Annotated in this window: 20 protein-coding genes; 9 read left to right on the top strand and 11 right to left on the bottom strand. The window is 70.1% G+C overall.

From position 1 onward, the window contains the following. Nucleotides 1-107: 107 nt before the first annotated feature. The gene (gene serB, locus ACIQTP_RS23725) at nucleotides 108-1,319 is read left to right on the top strand and encodes a phosphoserine phosphatase SerB (RefSeq protein ID WP_403402690.1); all 1,212 of its coding nucleotides are present in this window, start codon (nucleotides 108-110) and stop codon (nucleotides 1,317-1,319) included. 180 nt (nucleotides 1,320-1,499) lie between these two features. Here the strand turns inward: serB and ACIQTP_RS23720 are convergent, their stop codons facing one another. The 4 genes from ACIQTP_RS23720 to ACIQTP_RS23705 all read right to left on the bottom strand — a co-directional run bounded on the left by ACIQTP_RS23720 (nucleotide 1,500) and on the right by ACIQTP_RS23705 (nucleotide 3,944). Continuing rightward, nucleotides 1,500-2,018 carry a SixA phosphatase family protein gene (locus ACIQTP_RS23720; RefSeq protein WP_403402687.1) on the bottom strand — a complete coding sequence of 173 codons (519 nt, stop codon included), beginning with the start codon at nucleotides 2,016-2,018 and terminating at the stop codon, nucleotides 1,500-1,502. Nucleotides 2,019-2,083: 65 nt separating this feature from the next. Next, the gene (locus ACIQTP_RS23715; RefSeq protein WP_054232224.1) at nucleotides 2,084-2,299 is read right to left on the bottom strand and encodes a hypothetical protein; all 216 of its coding nucleotides are present in this window, start codon (nucleotides 2,297-2,299) and stop codon (nucleotides 2,084-2,086) included. A gap of 180 nt (nucleotides 2,300-2,479) precedes the next feature. Then, nucleotides 2,480-2,590, bottom strand: coding sequence for an SGM_5486 family transporter-associated protein (locus ACIQTP_RS23710; protein WP_402043609.1), 111 nt, complete (start codon nucleotides 2,588-2,590; stop codon nucleotides 2,480-2,482). Between the two features lie 49 nt (nucleotides 2,591-2,639). Then, nucleotides 2,640-3,944 (bottom strand): CynX/NimT family MFS transporter, encoded by a 1,305-nt coding sequence (locus tag ACIQTP_RS23705; RefSeq protein ID WP_403402683.1) that lies wholly within the window; start codon nucleotides 3,942-3,944, stop codon nucleotides 2,640-2,642. 110 nt (nucleotides 3,945-4,054) lie between these two features. Here ACIQTP_RS23705 and ACIQTP_RS23700 point away from each other — a divergent pair, with 110 nt between their 5' ends. Beyond that, nucleotides 4,055-4,750 (top strand): FadR/GntR family transcriptional regulator, encoded by a 696-nt coding sequence (locus ACIQTP_RS23700; RefSeq protein ID WP_403402680.1) that lies wholly within the window; start codon nucleotides 4,055-4,057, stop codon nucleotides 4,748-4,750. Nucleotides 4,751-4,759: 9 nt separating this feature from the next. On the opposite strand, the gene ACIQTP_RS23695 is transcribed toward ACIQTP_RS23700, so the two are convergent. Beyond that, nucleotides 4,760-5,053, bottom strand: a complete 294-nt coding sequence (locus tag ACIQTP_RS23695; RefSeq protein WP_403402764.1) for a hypothetical protein — start codon at nucleotides 5,051-5,053, stop codon at nucleotides 4,760-4,762. Here ACIQTP_RS23695 and ACIQTP_RS23690 point away from each other — a divergent pair. After that, nucleotides 5,009-5,146: a hypothetical protein gene (locus tag ACIQTP_RS23690; RefSeq protein ID WP_402043660.1), complete on the top strand. Its 138-nt coding sequence runs from the start codon at nucleotides 5,009-5,011 to the stop codon at nucleotides 5,144-5,146. The genes ACIQTP_RS23695 and ACIQTP_RS23690 overlap by 45 nt on opposite strands. Before the next feature lie 108 nt (nucleotides 5,147-5,254). On the opposite strand, the gene fabI is transcribed toward ACIQTP_RS23690, so the two are convergent. Together fabI and fabG are read right to left on the bottom strand one after the other, a co-directional pair. Next, a complete protein-coding gene (gene fabI / locus ACIQTP_RS23685) occupies nucleotides 5,255-6,022 on the bottom strand; it encodes an enoyl-ACP reductase FabI (RefSeq protein ID WP_403402677.1) in 768 nt (255 codons plus the stop codon). A 5-nt stretch (nucleotides 6,023-6,027) separates the two neighbouring features. Then, nucleotides 6,028-6,747 (bottom strand): 3-oxoacyl-[acyl-carrier-protein] reductase, encoded by a 720-nt coding sequence (gene fabG, locus ACIQTP_RS23680; RefSeq protein ID WP_402042874.1) that lies wholly within the window; start codon nucleotides 6,745-6,747, stop codon nucleotides 6,028-6,030. A 227-nt stretch (nucleotides 6,748-6,974) separates the two neighbouring features. On the opposite strand from fabG, the gene ACIQTP_RS23675 reads away from it, so the two are divergent. Genes ACIQTP_RS23675 through tyrS form a run of 3 tightly spaced genes read left to right on the top strand, consistent with a single transcriptional unit; the run spans nucleotide 6,975 to nucleotide 11,202 of the window. Beyond that, nucleotides 6,975-8,498 (top strand): TldD/PmbA family protein, encoded by a 1,524-nt coding sequence (locus tag ACIQTP_RS23675; protein WP_403402674.1) that lies wholly within the window; start codon nucleotides 6,975-6,977, stop codon nucleotides 8,496-8,498. Continuing rightward, on the top strand, nucleotides 8,495-9,889 hold the full coding sequence (locus tag ACIQTP_RS23670; protein WP_403402671.1) for a metallopeptidase TldD-related protein: 1,395 nt from the start codon (nucleotides 8,495-8,497) through the stop codon (nucleotides 9,887-9,889). The genes ACIQTP_RS23675 and ACIQTP_RS23670 overlap by 4 nt, the downstream gene beginning before the upstream one ends. Before the next feature lie 44 nt (nucleotides 9,890-9,933). Then, entirely contained in the window at nucleotides 9,934-11,202 is a 1,269-nt protein-coding gene (gene tyrS / locus ACIQTP_RS23665) for a tyrosine--tRNA ligase (RefSeq protein WP_403402668.1), read from the top strand. Nucleotides 11,203-11,279: 77 nt separating this feature from the next. Here the strand turns inward: tyrS and ACIQTP_RS23660 are convergent, their stop codons facing one another. Then, nucleotides 11,280-11,555, bottom strand: a complete 276-nt coding sequence (locus tag ACIQTP_RS23660; RefSeq protein WP_067364569.1) for a GlsB/YeaQ/YmgE family stress response membrane protein — start codon at nucleotides 11,553-11,555, stop codon at nucleotides 11,280-11,282. Nucleotides 11,556-11,801: 246 nt separating this feature from the next. Here ACIQTP_RS23660 and ACIQTP_RS23655 point away from each other — a divergent pair, with 246 nt between their 5' ends. Then, a complete protein-coding gene (locus tag ACIQTP_RS23655; RefSeq protein WP_403402665.1) occupies nucleotides 11,802-12,209 on the top strand; it encodes a DUF3099 domain-containing protein in 408 nt (135 codons plus the stop codon). 232 nt (nucleotides 12,210-12,441) lie between these two features. Beyond that, a complete protein-coding gene (locus ACIQTP_RS23650) occupies nucleotides 12,442-12,663 on the top strand; it encodes a hypothetical protein (protein WP_403402762.1) in 222 nt (73 codons plus the stop codon). A 170-nt stretch (nucleotides 12,664-12,833) separates the two neighbouring features. Here ACIQTP_RS23650 and moaA read toward each other — a convergent pair whose 3' ends face one another. The 3 genes from moaA to ACIQTP_RS23635 all read right to left on the bottom strand — a co-directional run bounded on the left by moaA (nucleotide 12,834) and on the right by ACIQTP_RS23635 (nucleotide 15,947). Next, entirely contained in the window at nucleotides 12,834-13,823 is a 990-nt protein-coding gene (moaA, locus tag ACIQTP_RS23645; protein WP_403402662.1) for a GTP 3',8-cyclase MoaA, read from the bottom strand. 145 nt (nucleotides 13,824-13,968) lie between these two features. Further along, the gene (locus ACIQTP_RS23640) at nucleotides 13,969-15,594 is read right to left on the bottom strand and encodes a cation acetate symporter (RefSeq protein ID WP_403402660.1); all 1,626 of its coding nucleotides are present in this window, start codon (nucleotides 15,592-15,594) and stop codon (nucleotides 13,969-13,971) included. After that, the gene (locus ACIQTP_RS23635; protein ID WP_403402657.1) at nucleotides 15,591-15,947 is read right to left on the bottom strand and encodes a DUF485 domain-containing protein; all 357 of its coding nucleotides are present in this window, start codon (nucleotides 15,945-15,947) and stop codon (nucleotides 15,591-15,593) included. Before ACIQTP_RS23635 ends, ACIQTP_RS23640 begins: the two co-directional genes overlap by 4 nt. Nucleotides 15,948-16,363: 416 nt before the next feature. On the opposite strand from ACIQTP_RS23635, the gene ACIQTP_RS23630 reads away from it, so the two are divergent. Next, the gene (locus ACIQTP_RS23630; protein ID WP_403402654.1) at nucleotides 16,364-17,890 is read left to right on the top strand and encodes a S8 family serine peptidase; all 1,527 of its coding nucleotides are present in this window, start codon (nucleotides 16,364-16,366) and stop codon (nucleotides 17,888-17,890) included. The last annotated feature ends 45 nt before the right edge of the window (nucleotides 17,891-17,935 follow it).

The raw sequence follows: 17,935 nt of genomic DNA, 5'->3' as shown, positions 1-17,935 counted from the left end.
CGTTGCCGGGCAACGCGCTCGCCACCGCTTGGACACCCAGTGTTCCCCGTCCGCTGGACGGACCTCAGGGGCGGAAGGCACTGGGTGCCGGATACGGTGGAGTCACCATGAGCGCTTCGCAGACCCCCGAGGTCCCCACTCTCCTCGTCAAGATCTTCGGCAAGGACCGGCCGGGTATCACGGCCGGACTCTTCGACACCCTCGCCGCCTACTCCGTCGAGGTGGTCGACATCGAGCAGGTCGTCACCCGTGGCCGGATCGTGCTCTGCGCGCTCGTGACCGAGCCGTCGGTCGGTCTGGAGGGCGATCTGCGGGCCACCGTCCACAGCTGGGCGGAGTCCATGAAGATGCAGGCGGAGATCATCTCCGGCCTCGGCGACAACCTGCCGCGCGGCCTCGGGCGGTCCCTCGTCACCGTGCTCGGGCATCCGCTCACGGCGGAGTCGACGGCCGCGATCGCCGCCCGGATCACCAAGACCGGCGGCAACATCGACCGTATCTTCCGGCTCGCCAAGTACCCGGTGACCGCGGTCGAGTTCGCCGTGTCCGGTACGGGGACCGAGGCGCTGCGCACCGCGCTGGTGACCGAGGCCGCGGCGCTCGGAGTGGACATCGCGGTGGTGGCGGCGGGGCTGCACCGCAGGGCGCAGCGCCTGGTCGTCATGGATGTGGACTCGACGCTCATCCAGGACGAGGTGATCGAGCTCTTCGCCGCGCACGCCGGGTGCGAGGAGCAGGTCGCCGAGGTGACGGCGGCCGCGATGCGCGGGGAGCTGGACTTCGAGCAGTCGCTGCACGCGCGGGTGGCGCTGCTCAAGGGGCTGGACGCCTCGGTGGTGACCAAGGTGCGCGAGGAGGTGCGGCTGACACCGGGCGCGCGCACGCTGATCCGTACGCTGAAGCGGCTCGGATTCCAAGTCGGTGTCGTCTCGGGCGGATTCACGCAGGTCACGGACGATCTGAAGGAGCGGCTCGGGCTCGACTTCGCGCAGGCCAACACCCTGGAGATCGTCGACGGGAAGCTGACGGGCAGGGTCACCGGGGAAATCGTGGACCGCGCGGGCAAGGCACGGCTGCTGCGCCGGTTCGCCGCCGAGGCGGGGGTGCCGCTCGCCCAGACCGTGGCGATCGGCGACGGGGCCAATGACCTCGACATGCTCAACGCGGCCGGCCTCGGCGTCGCCTTCAACGCCAAGCCCGTCGTCCGCCAGGCCGCGCACACCGCGGTGAACTTCCCCTTCCTGGACACCGTGCTGTATCTGCTGGGTGTCACCCGCGAAGAGGTCGAGGCGGCGGACATGCACCTCGGGGACCACTAGGTCCTGTCGTCTGGATCAGGTCGTTTCGGGAGACGGCGCTTGATCGGACCCCGCGGCCCAGGTCTGATCCCAACGACAGGCCTTGGGGTCTGATCCGCCGGACAGGCCCCAGGGCCCGGACATACGTCGACGGGGCCCGGCACCGTGCTGGTGCCGGGCCCCCGTTCCTTGTCGGGTGGGTTACTCGGTCGGCGCCCAGTACTCGGCCAGCGTGCACACTCCGGGCTCCAGGGACTTCCAGGAGCCCTCGACGGTGAGCACGGCGAAGGCGCCCGTGTGGAAGCCGTGGGCTGCCATCCGGGCGCGGGTGTCGCCCTCGGCCTGTCCGGTCAGAACGTCGGCGAGGCCCTGGATGCCGGGGTTGTGGCCGATCAGGACCACGTTGTGCGCGTCGTCCGGGGTCTCGTTGAGTACGGCGATCAGCTCACCGGGCGAGGCCTCGTAGAGCCGCTCCTCATAGACGGTTTTCGGCCGGTGCGGGAGCTCGTGGACGGCGAGCTTCCAGGTTTCCCGGGTGCGGGTCGCCGTGGAGCAGAGGGCCATATCGAAAGGGATCCCGGTGTCGGCCAGCTTGCGTCCGGCGACGGCGGCGTCCTTACGGCCCCGGTCAGCGAGCGGCCGCTCGTGGTCGGACACCTGTGGCCAGTCGGCTTTCGCATGCCGGAAGAGGATGATCCTGCGGGGTTCTGCGACGCTCATGAGTCCCAGCTTCGCATGAAACACGCCATGCGGCGCTGAGAGTTGACCTGCTCCCCCAGGGGTGCTCAGGGGGTCTGGTGCAGCACCGTCTGCTGGACGCGCTCGAAGAGGTGGGTGATCGCGGGGTCACCGCCCGCGGCGTGCGCGTCCGCCGGGTTCAGTATCAGGAGCAGCAGGGCGACGAAGGCGAGGGCGGGCAGGGCGAGGGCCCACCAGGGCAGCCGGATGTCCACGCCGCCCGGGGTCGCCGGGTGGGGCCGGGTGTGCGTACGGGCCGACATGCCGCCTCCGTGGGGCTTCGAGTACTCCGTGGTCCGCGTCCTCGCGGCCACAACTCGAAGTTACGGATTCCTGGGCCGTCAACCCATCCGGTGATCCACCCACTTGACCCTGACACTCACCCCCTAGGGGACAGGGGGGCTAGCCCCACCATCCGCGTCCCAGGGGGCTCGCGGTGGTGGTCAGGGCGACGCGATCGAGGCGATGATGCCGATGATCACGGTGATGGCCAGCATCGCGCCGAGCACGAGCAGCAGCTTCTTCTGGCCGTTCTGGGGGTTCGGGTCGAGCACCATACGGCCAGTCTCGCACCCTTCGTCCGCACCTTCCCCGTCGGGGGTCTCAGGGGCGGGGGCCGCTCGCGGCCTCGTCCTCCACCGTGCGGTCCCGGCCGGCCAGGACGCCCACCGCGATCTGCGGGATCATCAGGGCGGCCATGAGCGCGATCGGCAGCCCCCAGCCGCCGCTGTGCTGGTAGAGCACGCCCACGAGGAGGGGCCCCGGGATCGAGATCAGGTATCCGGTGCTCTGTGCGAACGCCGACAGCTGGGCGACACCCGCGCCGGTCCTCGCTCGCATGCCGACCATGGTGAGGGCCAGCGGGAAGGCACAGTTGGAGACTCCGAGCAGGAGGGCCCAGGCCCAGGCTCCGCCCGCCGGGGCGAGGTAGAGGCCCGCGTATCCCGCGAGGCCGCAGACACCGAGGGCGACCACGATCGGTCCCTGGTGGGACATGCGGGTGGCGAGGCGCGGGATGACGAAGGCCAGGGGCACGCCCATCACCATCGTGACGGCGAGGAGCAGCCCCGCGGTGCCCGCGGAGACGCCCGCGTCGCGGAAGATCTGTGCCATCCAGCCCATCGTGATGTACGCGGCGGTGGCCTGGAGCCCGAAGAAGACGGCGAGCGCCCAGGCGGTCCGGCTGCGGGTGATGCGCAGGCCGCCGGTGTCCCGCGGGACGGGGTGTGCCGCCCGCGTCCGCTCGCCGTCGCCGGAATCGGCGCCCCGCGCGCGTACCAGCGCGATCCACGGCAGTACGGCGGCCGCTGCCAGGCCCGCCCACACCGCGAGGCCCGACTGCCAGCCGCCGCCCAGGGCGTCGGTCACGGGCACGGTCACCGCCGCCGCGGCCGAGGTGCCCAGGGCGAGTGCCATCGAGTAGAGGCCGGTCATGGAGCCGACCCGGTCCGGGAACCAGCGTTTGACGATCACCGGCATGAGGACGTTGCTGACGGCGATGCCCATCAGTGCGAGGGCGCTGGCGGCCAGGAAGCCGCCCGCGCTCCCGGTGTAGGGCCGGATCGCGAGTCCAGCCGTGATGGCGACCATTCCGGCGCAGACGACCGCGCCGGGTCCGAAGCGGCGGGCGAGGCGTGGCGCCATGACGCCGAAGACGGCGAAGCAGAGCGGGGGTACGGAGGTGAGCAGTCCGGCGACGCTGCCGCTCATGCCGAGCCCGTCGCGCACGTCTTCCAGGAGTGCGCCGAAGCTGGTGATGGCGGGGCGCAGGTTGAGGGCCGTGAGGACGATGCCGACCGTCACGAGCCGCGTCGCCCACGCGCTCGTGGGCTGCGACGGGGGCTGCGTGCTCTCGGCGGAACCGCGTATGGGTGTGGACGTCGTCGTCCGGGTCTGATCGCTCACCATGAGGCCATCATAGAATCATGGGATGATTGGCTGTCCAATCCCCTTGCGTTAATCTCCGGATTCTCCGGCCCCGCGCGAACGATCACACCGGGCCCGTACGAAGGACCGTCATGCCGCTGAGCCACCCCCGCCGTTCGGCGCTGTCCGAGCAGGTCATCGCCGAGCTGCGGAACCAGATCACGTCGGGCGAGTGGCCGGTCGGCTCCCGCATCCCCACCGAGCCGGAGCTCGTCGACCAGCTGGGCGTCGCCCGCAACACCGTCCGCGAGGCCGTCCGCGCGCTGGCCCACAACGGTCTGCTCGACATCCGCCAGGGCTCGGGCACCTATGTCGTGGCGACCAGTGAACTCGCGGGCGTGATGCACCGGCGCTTCGCCGACGCCGATCCGCGGCACATCGCCGAGCTGCGCGCCACGCTGGAGTCGAGCGCGGCGAAGCTGGCCGCCGAGCGGCGCACCGAGCGCGATCTGAAGCAGCTCGACGCGCTGCTCGTACGGCGGGAGGAGGCCTGGGAGTCGGGTGACGCGGAGGCCTTCGTGGCCGCCGACGCGACCTTCCACCTGGCGGTGGTGGCCGCGTCACACAACGACGTCATGACGGCGATGTACGCGGACCTGGGCGAGGTGCTGCGCGACTGGCTGCGCGAGGACGTCGGCGGGAAGCTGACGCCCGAGACGTACATGGACCACGCGCGGCTCGTCGACGCGATCCGCGCGGGGGACGCGGAGGCGGCGGGCGCGGAGGCCGGGGGCTATCCGTTCCAGTGCCGTCCGGGACGGCTCAGGCTCCCGGCCCGCGACAGCTGACGAACACGGTCACTTCTCGTGGCTGACCCACGCCGACCGGACCTCCTCCCAGCACCGGCCGGTCAGCCGGACCGTCATCGCGGGCCCCGCGTCGACCGGGTCGGTGTCGGTGTCGATGTCCCACCAGCGGTCGCACTCGATGTGCAGGGCGACCCGGTCGGTCTCCGGGTAGGGGTTGTGACAGTACGCGGTCACATGTGAACCCTGGACCGCGGTGCGGCACTCGGCGCCGAACGGCTGGGGGACGGGGAGTTTTCCATGCACTACGCGCGTGTGCGGCACGGCGTCGTACGGCAGAACCATCATGAAGGCGACAGCGGCGAACACCGGGGCAAAACGGCGGGACAGGCGCACAAGGGGACCTCCTCGGCCGTACGGCTGCGGGGCGGTGCGTAGTTCCAGCGTGCGCGGTGCGATGCCCGGGACGCCCGGCCGACTAGGCCGAACGGGCGACGCCCCGCTCCCCGCGCTGCGGGAAACGGGGCGTCGGCCGGATGGGGGAAATCAGGCGCCGATGGCGTGCAGTCCGCCGTCCACGTGGATGATCTCGCCGGTGGTCTTCGGGAACCAGTCGCTCAGCAGCGCGACGATGCCCTTGCCGGCCGGCTCGGGGTCCTTGAGGTCCCACTCCAGGGGGGAGCGGTTGTCCCACACGGCGGCCAGCTCGCCGAAGCCCGGGATGGACTTGGCGGCCATCGAGCCGAGCGGGCCCGCGGAGATGAGGTTGCAGCGGATGTTCTGCTTGCCCAGGTCGCGGGCGAGGTAGCGGCTGGTGGCCTCCAGGGCGGCCTTCGCCGGGCCCATCCAGTCGTACTGCGGCCAGGCGAAGGACGCGTCGAAGGTGAGGCCGACGACCGAGCCGCCGTTCTGCATCAGCGGCAGGCAGGCCATGGTCAGCGACTTCAGGGAGAACGCCGAGACGTGCATGGCCGTGGCGACCGACTCGAAGGGGGTGTTGAGGAAGTTGCCGCCGAGGGCGTCCTGCGGCGCGAAGCCGATGGAGTGGACGACACCGTCCAGACCGCCCAGCTCCTCACCGACGATGTCGGCCAGGCGGGCGAGGTGCTCGGCGTTGGTGACGTCGAGCTCGACGACCTTGGTGGGCTTGGGGAGCTTCTTGGCGATGCGCTCGGTCAGCGTGGGCCGCGGGAACGCGGTCAGGATGATCTCCGCGCCCTGCTCCTGGGCCTGCTTGGCGGCGTGGAAGGCGATGGAGGACTCCATCAGCACACCGGAGATCAGGACGCGCTTGCCCTCGAGGATTCCGCTCATGGTGATCAGTGACCCATTCCCAGTCCGCCGTCAACCGGAATGACGGCTCCAGTGATGTACGAGGCGTCGTCCGAGGCGAGGAACCGCACCGTCGCGGCGATCTCCTCGGGCTGCGCGTACCGGCCGAGCGGCACCTGGGCGACGATGCCCGCACGCTGCTCGTCGGTGAGCGCCTTGGTCATGTCGGTGTCGACGAAACCGGGCGCGACGACGTTGAAGGTGATGTTGCGCGAGCCGAGTTCGCGGGCGAGCGAACGCGCGAAGCCGACCAGGGCGGCCTTGGAGGCGGCGTAGTTCGACTGCCCCGCGGAGCCGAGCAGCCCCACGACCGACGAAATGAGGACGACCCGCCCCTTCTTGGCACGGAGCATCCCGCGGTTGGCACGCTTGACGACCCGGAAGGCGCCGGTGAGGTTGGTGTCGAGGACGGAGGTGAAGTCCTCCTCGGACATCCGCATCAGAAGCTGGTCCTTGGTGACGCCCGCGTTGGCGACCAGGATCTCGACAGGGCCGTGCTCCGCCTCGATCTCCTTGTAGGCCTGCTCCACCTGCTCGGTGTCGGTGATGTCGCACTTGACGGCGAGGCAGCCCAACGCGACGAGGGCGGCCGGCGGCTCACCCGAGCGGTATGTGATCGCGACCTTGTCGCCGGCATCGGCGAACGCGCGGGCGATGGCGAGGCCGATGCCCCGGTTGCCTCCGGTGACGAGAACCGAGCGGCTCAACGGATCACCCTTTCGATAGCTGTCTGAAACCCCTGCAGGACAGGCGCCTTCCTTGGAAACCTATCGGTCCCCTACGCCTCCCGGAGAATCGGGCACCGACAGTGGCGCGGGGGACTCACTGTCGGATCCCTACAGAAAGCCTCGATGCGCGAGCGGAAAGATGTGGCCCCCGGACCCGCCCGCGCGACATGATCGGACCGACTGGCCACGACAGCAGGGAGACCTCCGTGCCTCATTCCATCGACGAAGCCTTCACGGCACTGCCACTGCGGGCCCTGGCCGACGCCGCGCTCGCACGGGCGCGCGCGCTGGGGGCCGAGCACGCGGACTTCCGGTTCGAACGGGTGCGCAGCGCGTCCTGGCGGCTGCGGGACGCCAAGCCGGCCGGATCGTCGGACACCACGGACCTGGGGTACGCGGTGCGGGTGGTGCACGGCGGGACCTGGGGGTTCGCCTCGGGTGTGGATCTGACGATGGACGCGGCCGCGAAGGTCGCGTCGCAGGCCGTGGCGATGGCGAAGCTCTCGGCCCAGGTGATCAGGGCGGCGGGTTCCGACGAGCGCGTGGAGCTGGCGGACGAGCCGGTGCACGCAGAGAAGACGTGGATCTCGTCGTACGACATCGACCCCTTCTCCGTACCGGACGAGGAGAAGGCCGGGCTGCTCGCGGACTGGAGCGCGCGGCTGCTCGCGGCCGACGGCGTCAACCACGTCGACGCCTCGCTGCTGACCGTCCACGAGAACAAGTTCTACGCCGACACCGCCGGGACCGTGACCACCCAGCAGCGCGTGCGGCTGCACCCGCAGCTCACCGCCGTCGCCGTCGACGAGTCCAGCGGCGAGTTCGACTCCATGCGCACCATCGCGCCGCCGGTCGGACGCGGCTGGGAGTACCTGATGGGCACCGGCTGGGACTGGGAGTCCGAGCTCGCGCAAATCCCGGAGCTGCTCGCCGAGAAGATGCGGGCGCCGAGCGTCGAGGCGGGGCTGTACGACCTCGTCGTCGACCCCTCCAACCTGTGGCTGACGATCCACGAGTCCATCGGCCACGCCACCGAGCTGGACCGCGCGCTGGGCTACGAGGCGGCGTACGCCGGTACCTCCTTCGCCACCTTCGATCAGCTCGGCAAGCTGAGGTACGGCTCCGAGCGGATGAACGTCACCGGTGACCGCACCGCCGAGCACGGCCTCGCGACCATCGGGTACGACGACGAGGGCGTCGAGGGGCAGTCCTGGGACCTCGTGAAGGACGGCACCCTCGTCGGCTACCAGCTGGACCGGCGGATCGCGAAGCTGACCGGCTTCGACCGGTCCAACGGGTGCGCCTACGCCGACTCCCCCGGGCACGTGCCCGTACAGCGCATGGCCAATGTCTCGCTCCAGCCGGACCCCGCGGGGCACTCGACCGAGGACCTGATCGGGGGCGTGGACCGCGGCATCTACGTCGTCGGTGACCGGTCCTGGTCCATCGACATGCAGAGGTACAACTTCCAGTTCACCGGCCAGCGGTTCTTCAAGATCGAGAACGGTCGGATCACCGGGCAGCTGCGGGATGTCGCGTACCAGGCCACGACCACGGACTTCTGGGGTTCGATGGCCGCGGTGGGCGGTCCGGGGACGTACGTCCTGGGCGGTGCCTTCAACTGCGGCAAGGCCCAGCCGGGTCAGGTCGCGGCGGTCTCGCACGGCTGCCCGTCCGCCCTCTTCAAGGGCGTCAACATCCTTAACACGACGCAGGAGGCCGGTCGATGAGCGCCCGTACGAACAAGCCGCACGAGGTCGTCGAGCGCGCCCTCGAACTCTCCCGCGCCGACGGCTGCGTCGTGATCGCCGACGAGCACTCGACCGCCAACCTGCGCTGGGCCGGCAACGCGCTGACCACGAACGGGGTCACGCGCGGGCGTACCCTGACCGTCATCGCGACCGTCGACGGCCGTGAGGGCACGGCCTCCGGGGTCGTCTCGCGCGCGGCCGTGACCGCGGACGAGCTGGAGCCCCTGGTGCGGGCCGCGGAGGCGGCGGCACGCGGCGCGGGGCCCGCCGAGGACGCCCAGCCGCTGGTCACCGGCGTACCGGAGTCCCCCGACTTCACCGACGCGCCCGCCGAGACCTCCTCCTCCGTCTTCGCCGACTTCGCCCCGGCGCTCGGCGAGTCCTTCGCACGCGCGCGTGCGGGCGGTCGGGAGCTGTACGGCTTCGCCAACCACGAGCTCGTCTCCAGCTACCTCGGTACGTCGACGGGGCTGCGCCTGCGCCACGACCAGCCGAACGGGACGCTGGAGCTCAACGCCAAGTCGCCCGACCGGACGCGCTCGGCGTGGGCGGGGCGGTCCACGCGGGACTTCAAGGACGTCGACCCGGCCGCCCTCGACGCCGAGCTGGCGACCCGTCTCGGGTGGGCCGAGCGGCGCGTCGACCTGCCCGCTGGCCGCTACGAGACGCTGCTGCCGCCGACCGCCGTCGCGGACCTGCTGATCTACCAGATGTGGTCGGCGGCGGCCCGGGACGCGGCCGAGGGCCGGACCGTCTTCAGCAAGCCCGGCGGCGGCACCCGCGTCGGCGAGAAGCTCACCGAGCTGCCGCTGACCCTGCGCAGCGACCCGAACGAGCCGGGGCTCGAGTCCGCGCCCTTCGTGCTCACGCACTCCTCGGGCGACGACGCCTCCGTGTTCGACAACGGGCTGCCGCTGTCGGCGACCGACTGGGTGCGCGAGGGCACGCTGAACCGTCTCTCCACCACCCGGCACAGCGCGGGCCTCACCGGGCTGCCCGTCGCCCCGATCATCGGCAACCTGATCCTGGACGGCGGCGAGGACCGCTCCCTGGAGGAGATGGTCGCCGCCACCGAGCGCGGTCTGCTGCTGACCTGCCTCTGGTACATCCGCGAGGTCGACCCGGCGACGCTGCTCCTCACCGGGCTGACCCGGGACGGCGTCTACCTCGTCGAGAACGGCCAGGTCGTCGGCGAGGTGAACAACTTCCGGTTCAACGAGTCGCCGGTGGACCTGCTGTCGCGGGCCACCGAGGCGGGGCGCACGGAAAAGACGCTGCCGCGTGAGTGGAGCGACTGGTTCACCAGGGCCGCGATGCCCGCGCTGAGGGTGCCCGACTTCAATATGAGCTCTGTCAGCCAGGGCGTATAACCTCGTACCTGATTCACGAGACCACCCAAGGAGATACGAGAACCGTGACGGACATCGTCGACGAGCTGAAGTGGCGCGGGCTGTTCGCCCTGTCCACCGACGAAGATGCATTGCGCAAGGCGCTCGCGGACGGTCCCGTCACGTTCTATTGCGGCTTCGACCCGACCGCGGCCAGCCTGCACGTGGGGCACCTGGTGCAGGTCCTCACCATGCGTCGCCTCCAGCAGGCGGGCCTGCGCCCGCTGGCCCTGGTCGGCGGCGCGACGGGCCAGATCGGCGACCCGCGCCCGACCGCCGAGCGCACGCTGAACGACCCGGAGACGGTCGCGAACTGGGTGACGCGCCTGCGCTCGCAGATCGAGCCGTTCCTGTCCTTCGAGGGCGAGAACGCCGCGGTCATGGTGAACAACCTGGACTGGACGGCCGGCCTGTCGGCCATCGAGTTCCTGCGGGACATCGGCAAGCACTTCCGCGTCAACAAGATGCTGACGAAGGACTCCGTGGCCCGGCGCCTGGAGTCCGAGGAAGGCATCAGCTACACGGAGTTCAGCTACCAGCTGTTGCAGGGCATGGACTTCCTGGAGCTGTACCGACGCCACGGCTGTACGTTGCAGCAGGGCGGCAGCGACCAGTGGGGCAACCTCACTGCGGGCCTGGACCTGATCCACCGCCTGGAGCCGCACGCCGACGTGCACGCGCTGGCGACACCGCTGATGACCAAGGCGGACGGCACCAAGTTCGGCAAGACCGAGGGCGGCGCCATCTGGCTCGACCCCGAGATGACGACGCCGTACGCGTTCTACCAGTTCTGGCTGAACGTGGACGACCGGGACGTCTCGACGTACCTGCGGATCCTGTCCTTCAAGTCCCGCGAGGAACTGGAAGAGCTGGAGAAGCAGACCGAGGAGCGCCCCCAGGCCCGCGCCGCACAGCGCGCGCTGGCCGAGGAGCTGACGACGCTGGTGCACGGCGCCGACCAGACGGCCGCGGTGATCGCCGCGTCCAAGGCTCTCTTCGGCCAGGGCGAGCTGACCGGGCTCGACGGGAGGACGCTGGCCGCGGCGCTCTCCGAGGTGCCGCACATCCAGGTCGCCGAGCTCGGCCCGGTGGTGGACCTCTTCGCGGAGGTCGGCCTGGTGGCCAGCAAGTCGGCCGCGCGCCGCACGGTCAAGGAGGGCGGTGCCTACGTGAACAACGTCAAGGTCACCGCCGAGGACGCGGTCCCCGCCAAGGAGGACCTGCTGCACGGGCGCTGGCTGGTGCTTCGCCGGGGCAAGAAGAACCTGGCGGCGGTGGAGGTCACGCAGGCCTAGGCACGATGAAGGGGCGGTTTCCCGTGCGGGAGACCGCCCCTTCGTCGTACCTGATCATCGGTGTTCGCGCTGGTTCGTCAGGCTCTTTGCTTGTTGCCCCGCAGCGCCATGTACGCCATGTCGCCGAGGAAGACGATGATGATCGCGGCCACGAGCTGGAAGGCGTGGCGGCTCCAGTCGATGCCCCGGGTCTCGGCGACGCCGACCGCCCGGGCGATCGCGTTGCCGACGATGGCTCCGAGGATGCCGAAGATGGTGGTCAGCCAGAGTGGGCTGTGCTGCTTGCCAGGAAGGATCGCCTTGGCCAGCAGGCCCAGCACGAAGCCCACGATGATCGCCCACAACCAGCCCATTTCTGCCTCCTAGTACGGCTCCGCGTGAGCATTACGCCCAGTCTCGGCGTGTGCGCCATACGGCGCATGTCGGGCGCGGCCGTACGCGGTACGGCGCATCAAGTCCGCCCAGGCCGGACCCGCCCCGGTCTCGAAGGCGACGGAGACGCGGCGTAACGTGGGACGTGTTCGGGCCTGCTTCCCAGACCGGGTTCGGACCGGGTACGGGCCGGGGAGAGTCCGACACAGGGCAGGTGGTGGAACGTGATGCGGAAGCAGAGCAAAAGCCAGGTCTTCCGGATCACCGGGGCCAGGCAGGGGCTCGACGAGGACGTACGCGGCAGGCAGCGCCGCTATGTCATCTCGATGTCCGTCCGCACGGTCTCCGTGATCCTCGCCGCGACCCTCTGGAACGTCGAGCGGCACGTCGCAATCGTCGCACTGGCACTCGGCATACTCCTCCCCTACATCGCGGTCGTGATCGCCAACGCCGGACGGGAGAACGCGCCGTCGCTGCCGTCGACGTTCGTCACCCTGCCCGGCCCTCCGATGATCGCGCCGCCGCGCCCGGACGCCGCCGCGGAATCCGGTCCGGAGGACGTCGTGACCGACCCCGGGGTGCGTCCGGGCGACGGACCGCACGAGCGGGTGGAGCCCGACTCGACCCTCACCTGACCACGGGGGATCCGCCGAAAACGGAATCCGATCGCGCACCAAGCTCAAGAAAAGCTCAGATCAATCATGTTGTTCCGGTGCCGGGCAGCGGGCTACCCGTGACATACTTCGTACGCGCTCCGCATCCCCCGTCGGAGCGACAGACCGACGCCGGGCAGCTCCCCCCGTGGCTGCTCGGCGTCGCCTTTTCGGGGCCGTTTAGGGTTGAGGCGTGACTTTCCCGCTCCCCGACATGTCCCCGGCCCCCAGCACTCCGCAGTGCTCCGCCAAGGGCTGCCGCACCGATGCCGTGTGGGTGCTCGCCTGGAACAACCCGAAGCTGCACACGCCCGAGCGGCGCAAGACGTGGCTCGCCTGCGAGGAGCACCGCGAGCACCTGTCCAAGTTCCTCGGCGTGCGGGGCTTCTTGAAGGACGTGGTGCGGCTGGAGGACTGGGAGGAGCCGGCGCTCTGAGCTCGCCGCGGAAAGGCGGTTCGCCGACTGCGGACCGGTTGTGGCTGGTCGCGCAGTTCCCCGCGCCCTTGACGGGGCGCCTGCCTCGACGGGAATGTGACGAGAGGACCTAGTGCCGCAACAGGCAACGGACGCCGCTCCTTGACGGGCAAACGTTGCCTGCCGCGGCACTAGCCGCCGATCGACGACATCGGTCGGGCCGGCTGGAGGAACGACGGGTCGTCCAGACCCGAGCCCGCCTTCTTGCCCCACATCGCGAGGCGCCAGATGCGGGCGATCTCCTCGTCGGGGGCGTCCGAGCGCAGCGCGGTGCGCAGGTCGGTCTCCTCGGTGGCGAACAAACAGTTGCGTATCTGGCCGTCGGCCGTGAGGCGCGTACGGTCGCAGGCCGCGCAGAACGGGCGGGTGACCGAGGCGATCACGCCGACGCGGTGCGGGCCGCCGTCCACGAGCCAGCGCTCGGCCGGGGCGGAACCGCGCTCGCCGGCGCCCTCCTCGGTGAGCGCGAAGCGCGTCCGAAGTGAGGCGAGGATGTCGCCCGCGGTGACCATGCCCTCGCGCTTCCAGCCGTGCTGGGCGTCCAGGGGCATCTGCTCGATGAAGCGCAGCTCGTAGTCGTGCTCCACCGCCCAGGCCAGGAGGTCGGGGGCCTCGTCGTCATTGAGGCCCGGCATCAGGACGCAGTTGACCTTGACGGGGGTCAGGCCGGCGTCGCGGGCGGCTTCGAGGCCCGCGATGACGTCCTGGTGGCGGTCACGGCGGGTGAGGGCCTTGAAGACATCGGGGCGCAGGGTGTCCAGCGAGACGTTCACCCGGTCCAGACCCGCGGCCTTCAGGGCGGCGGCGGTGCGCTTGAGGCCGATGCCGTTGGTCGTCAGGGACATCTGGGGGCGGGGTTCGAGCGCGGCGGCCCGCTCCACGATGCCGACGACGCCGGGGCGCAGCAGGGGTTCGCCGCCGGTGAAGCGGACCTCGGTGATGCCGAGGCGGGTGACCGCTATCCCGATGAGACGGACGATCTCGTCGTCCGTGAGCAGGTCGGGCTTGGTCAGCCACTGCAGGCCCTCTTCGGGCATGCAGTACGTACACCGGAGATTGCACCTGTCCGTCAGTGAGACGCGCAGGTCGGTGGCCACTCGGCCATAGGTGTCGATGAGCACGTGGGCCCCCTCCCTCGTTGCGGATCACTTCCACTCGACACGATCGAGCCTACGTGACGCCGCTGACATCAACCCCGGCCGGATCCCACGAGACGCGGCGCGGCCGCGTCGTAGAGATCTACGACGCGGCCGTCGGCGAGGGGGATCAGTGTGCTCCGGTGCCCGTCAGGGACCGCACCTCCAGCTCGGCGTACTTGCCGGTGTCCGGCTCCTCCTTGGACAGGAGCGTGCCGAGCCAGCCCAGCAGGAAGCCGACCGGGATCGAGATGAGGCCCGGGTTCTCCAGCGGGAACCAGTGGAAGTCGACGTCGGGGAACATCGAGGTGGGCTTGCCCGAGACCACCGGCGAGAACAGCACCAGGCCGACCGCCGTGATCAGGCCGCCGTAGATCGACCACAGCGCGCCCGGGGTGGTGAACCGCTTCCAGAAGAGGCTGTAGAGGATCGTGGGCAGGTTGGCGGAGGCGGCGACCGCGAAGGCGAGCGCGACCAGACCGGCGACGTTCAGGTCGCGGGCGAGGGCGCCCAGCAGGATGGACACGGCGCCGATGCCCACCGTCGCGTAGCGGGCGGCGGTCATCTCCTGTTTCTCCGTGGCCTGCCCCCTCTTGATGACGTTCGCGTAGATGTCGTGCGCGAACGAGGAGGACGAGGCCAGGGTCAGGCCGGCGACGACCGCGAGGATCGTGGCGAAGGCGACGGCGGAGATCGAGGCGAGCAGGATGGCGCCCCAGTTGGAGTCGACGCCTCCCAGGTGCAGTGCCAGGAGTGGCGCGGCGGTGTTGCCCGCCTTGTTGGAGGCGATGATCTCGTCGGGTTTGATCAGCGCGGCGGCGCCGAAGCCGAGGGCGAGGGTCATCAGGTAGAAGGCGCCGATGAGGCCGATCGCCCAGTTCACCGACTTCCGCGCGGTCTTCGCCGTGGGCACGGTGTAGAAGCGGATGAGGATGTGCGGCAGGCCCGCGGTGCCCAGGACCAGCGCCATGCCCAGGGAGATGAAGTCCAGCTTGGTGGTGGACGTGGCGCCGTACTTGAGGCCGGGCTCCAGGAAGGGCGCGCCCTTGCCGCTGTTGTCGGCCGCCTTGCCGAGCAGGTCGGAGATGTTGAAGTTGAACTTCAGCAGCACCAGGAAGGTGAGCAGCAGGGCGCCGATGATCAGCAGGACGGCCTTGACCATCTGGACCCAGGTGGTGCCCTTCATGCCGCCGATGGTGACGTACACGATCATCAGGACGCCGACGAGGGCGACGATGCCGATCTTGCCGCCGTCGCTGGTGATGCCGAGGAGCAGCGAGACCAGGACGCCCGCGCCGGCCATCTGCGCCAGCAGGTAGAAGATCGACACGACGATGGTGGAGGTGCCCGCGGCCGTACGGACCGGGCGCTGGCGCATCCGGTACGCCAGTACGTCGCCCATGGTGTAGCGGCCGGAGTTGCGCAGCGGCTCGGCGACAAGGAGGAGGGCCACCAGCCAGGCGACCAGGAAGCCGATGGAGTAGAGGAAACCGTCGTACCCGAAGAGGGCGATCGCGCCCGCGATGCCGAGGAACGAGGCCGCGGACATGTAGTCGCCGGAGACGGCCAGGCCGTTCTGGAAGGCGGTGAACTGTCGTCCGCCCGCGTAGAAGTCGGCGGCGTCCTTGGTCTGGCGGCCCGCCCAGACGGTGATGACGAGGGTCGCGGCGACGAACACCGCGAAGAGGGTGATGATCAGCGGCCGGTGCTGGCCGGCCTCACCGGCGGCGAGCACGGTCGTCTGTACGGGGCTCATGCGTCGCCCTCCAGCCGGGACTTGATCGCTTCACCCTTGGGGTCGAGCTTCGCGGCGGCGTACCGCGAGTACCACCAGGCGATGAGGAACGTGGTGAGGAACTGGGCGAGCCCGAGGACCAGGGCGACGTTGATGTTGCCGACCACCTGGGTGCCCATGAAGTCGCCCGCGTAGTTCGAGAGCAGGACGTACAGCAGGTACCAGGCGATGAAGGCGACGGTCAGCGGGAAGGCGAAGGAGCGGTGCGAGCGGCGCAGTTCGGCGAACTCGGCGCTCTCCTGCACCTCGAGGAACTGCTCGGTCGAGGGCAGCCGGGGATCGGCCTTCGAAGGGGGCGGTGCGTCGGTAGCCACGAAGTCTCCTCGCGTTGCGGGTGCGGTTACGACGGTGGACGGGGGCGAGTCGGGACTCGCGGACGGGGACGGCTGGGGTGCGGACATACGGTTGCGACCTCATAGTGACCTGGATCACGTGACCAGGAGTGACGGGTCTGCTCCTGTGTGTGATCCGACAGGGGGCTCGATCGTCCTCGGGCTCCCTGCTCAAGGTCACGGCGCCACGCGTGGACCGGTTCAACTCCCCCGACTTCTTTCGGAAGTCATCTCCGGAAGTCATTGCTGGCCAGCTGGGACGGGAGATAGCTTCGGCCTGCAGTACTCGTCATGCACCTGCCGAAGCGCCACCCGCACCAGCCTCAGCACCCTCACGCACCTGCCCGAGCACCACCTGTGTTCGGGCGGCTTTCGTTTCCGGATGATGTGGAGATCCCATGGCTCATCTGCGTTCCAGACGTCGCCTCGCCCTCGCGGTGCCGGTCGTCCTGTCCCTCACCGCCTCGCTCGGTTTCCTGCCGGGCGCCGCGTCGGCCGCCCCGCTGACCGCGTCCGCCACGCCGAGCGCGGACGGCCCCAGCCTCGCGTACGTGGTCAACACCGGGACGGACCACCGCACGATCGAGTCGGTGGAGAAGGCGATCACCGCGGCGGGCGGCACCGTCGTCATCGCCTACGAGAAGATCGGCGTGATCGTCGTCCATTCGGCCAACCCGGACTTCGGCAAGCGGATCCGCGCCGTGCGCGGGGTGCAGTCGGCGGGCGCGACCCGGACCGCGCCGCTGACGGCCGCGGGGACGACGGACGAGGGCGCGGCACAGATGCTGTCCGCCGCCGAGGCCGCCAAGGTCTCCAGGACCGCCGCCGCGGGCGAGGAGCCCCTGGAAGCCGACCAGTGGGACCTGCGCGCGATCGGCGCCGACAAGGCCGCGAAGACCAACCCGGGCAGCAAGAACGTGACGGTCGCCGTGATCGACGTCGGCGTCGACGACACCCACCCGGACATCGCCCCGAACTTCTCCCCCTCGCAGTCCGCGAACTGCGTGGGCGGCAAGCCGGACACCACGTACGGCGCGTGGCGCCCCGTGGACGCCGACCACTACCACGGCACCCATGTCGCGGGGGAGATCGCCGCCGCCCGCAACGGCATCGGTGTCGCGGGTGTCGCACCCGGTGTGAAGGTCTCGGGCATTACCGTGGCCGAGCCGGACGCGAGCCAGCTCTTCTACCCGGAGAGCGTCGTCTGCGCCTTCGTCTTCGCCGCCGACCACGGCGTGGAGATCACCAACAACAGCTACTACGTGGACCCGTGGCTCTACAACTGCCTCGACGACCCCGACCAGAGGGCCATCGTCGACGCCGTCAACCGAGCCCAGCTGTACGCCCAGAAGAAGGGCACCCTCAACGTCGCCGCGGCGGGCAACTCCAACGACGACCTCGACTCGAACGCCCTCGCCGACGCCTCCAGCCCCGACGACTCGACCCCCGCGACCCGCACGGTCGACCCGCACAAGTGCTTCGACGTACCGACCCAGCTGCCGGGCGTCGTCACGGTCGCCTCGACCGGCGTCACCGGCGCCAAGTCGTACTTCTCCAGCTACGGCAAGGGCGTCATCGACGTCGCCGCGCCGGGCGGCGACAAGTACCAGATCCCGGACACGCCGTCGAAGAACGGCCGCATCCTGTCGACGATGCCGAACAACCAGTACGGCTTCCTGCAGGGCACGTCGATGGCGACGCCGCACGTCGCGGGCGTGGCCGCGCTGCTGAAGTCCAAGTACCCCTGGGCCTCCCCGGCCCAGCTCCAGGCGCTCCTCAAGGCCGAGGCGGACAACCCCGGTTGCCCCACCGCCCCCTACGACGGGAACGGCGACGGCGTCGTGGACGCCACCTGCGTGGGCGGCAAGCACGTGAACGGCTTCTACGGAGCCGGGATCGTCAACGCGCTGCGCGCGGTCAAGTAAGTCCCGTCAAGCAAGTCCGGCCGAACGTCACATGAGCTTCCGCAC

This window comes from Streptomyces sp. NPDC090798 (assembly GCF_044768965.1).
Classification (GTDB): Bacteria; Actinomycetota; Actinomycetes; order Streptomycetales; family Streptomycetaceae; genus Streptomyces.
Note: the sequence above shows the minus strand (reverse complement) of the source record. Positions and strands in the feature narration are given on the sequence as shown.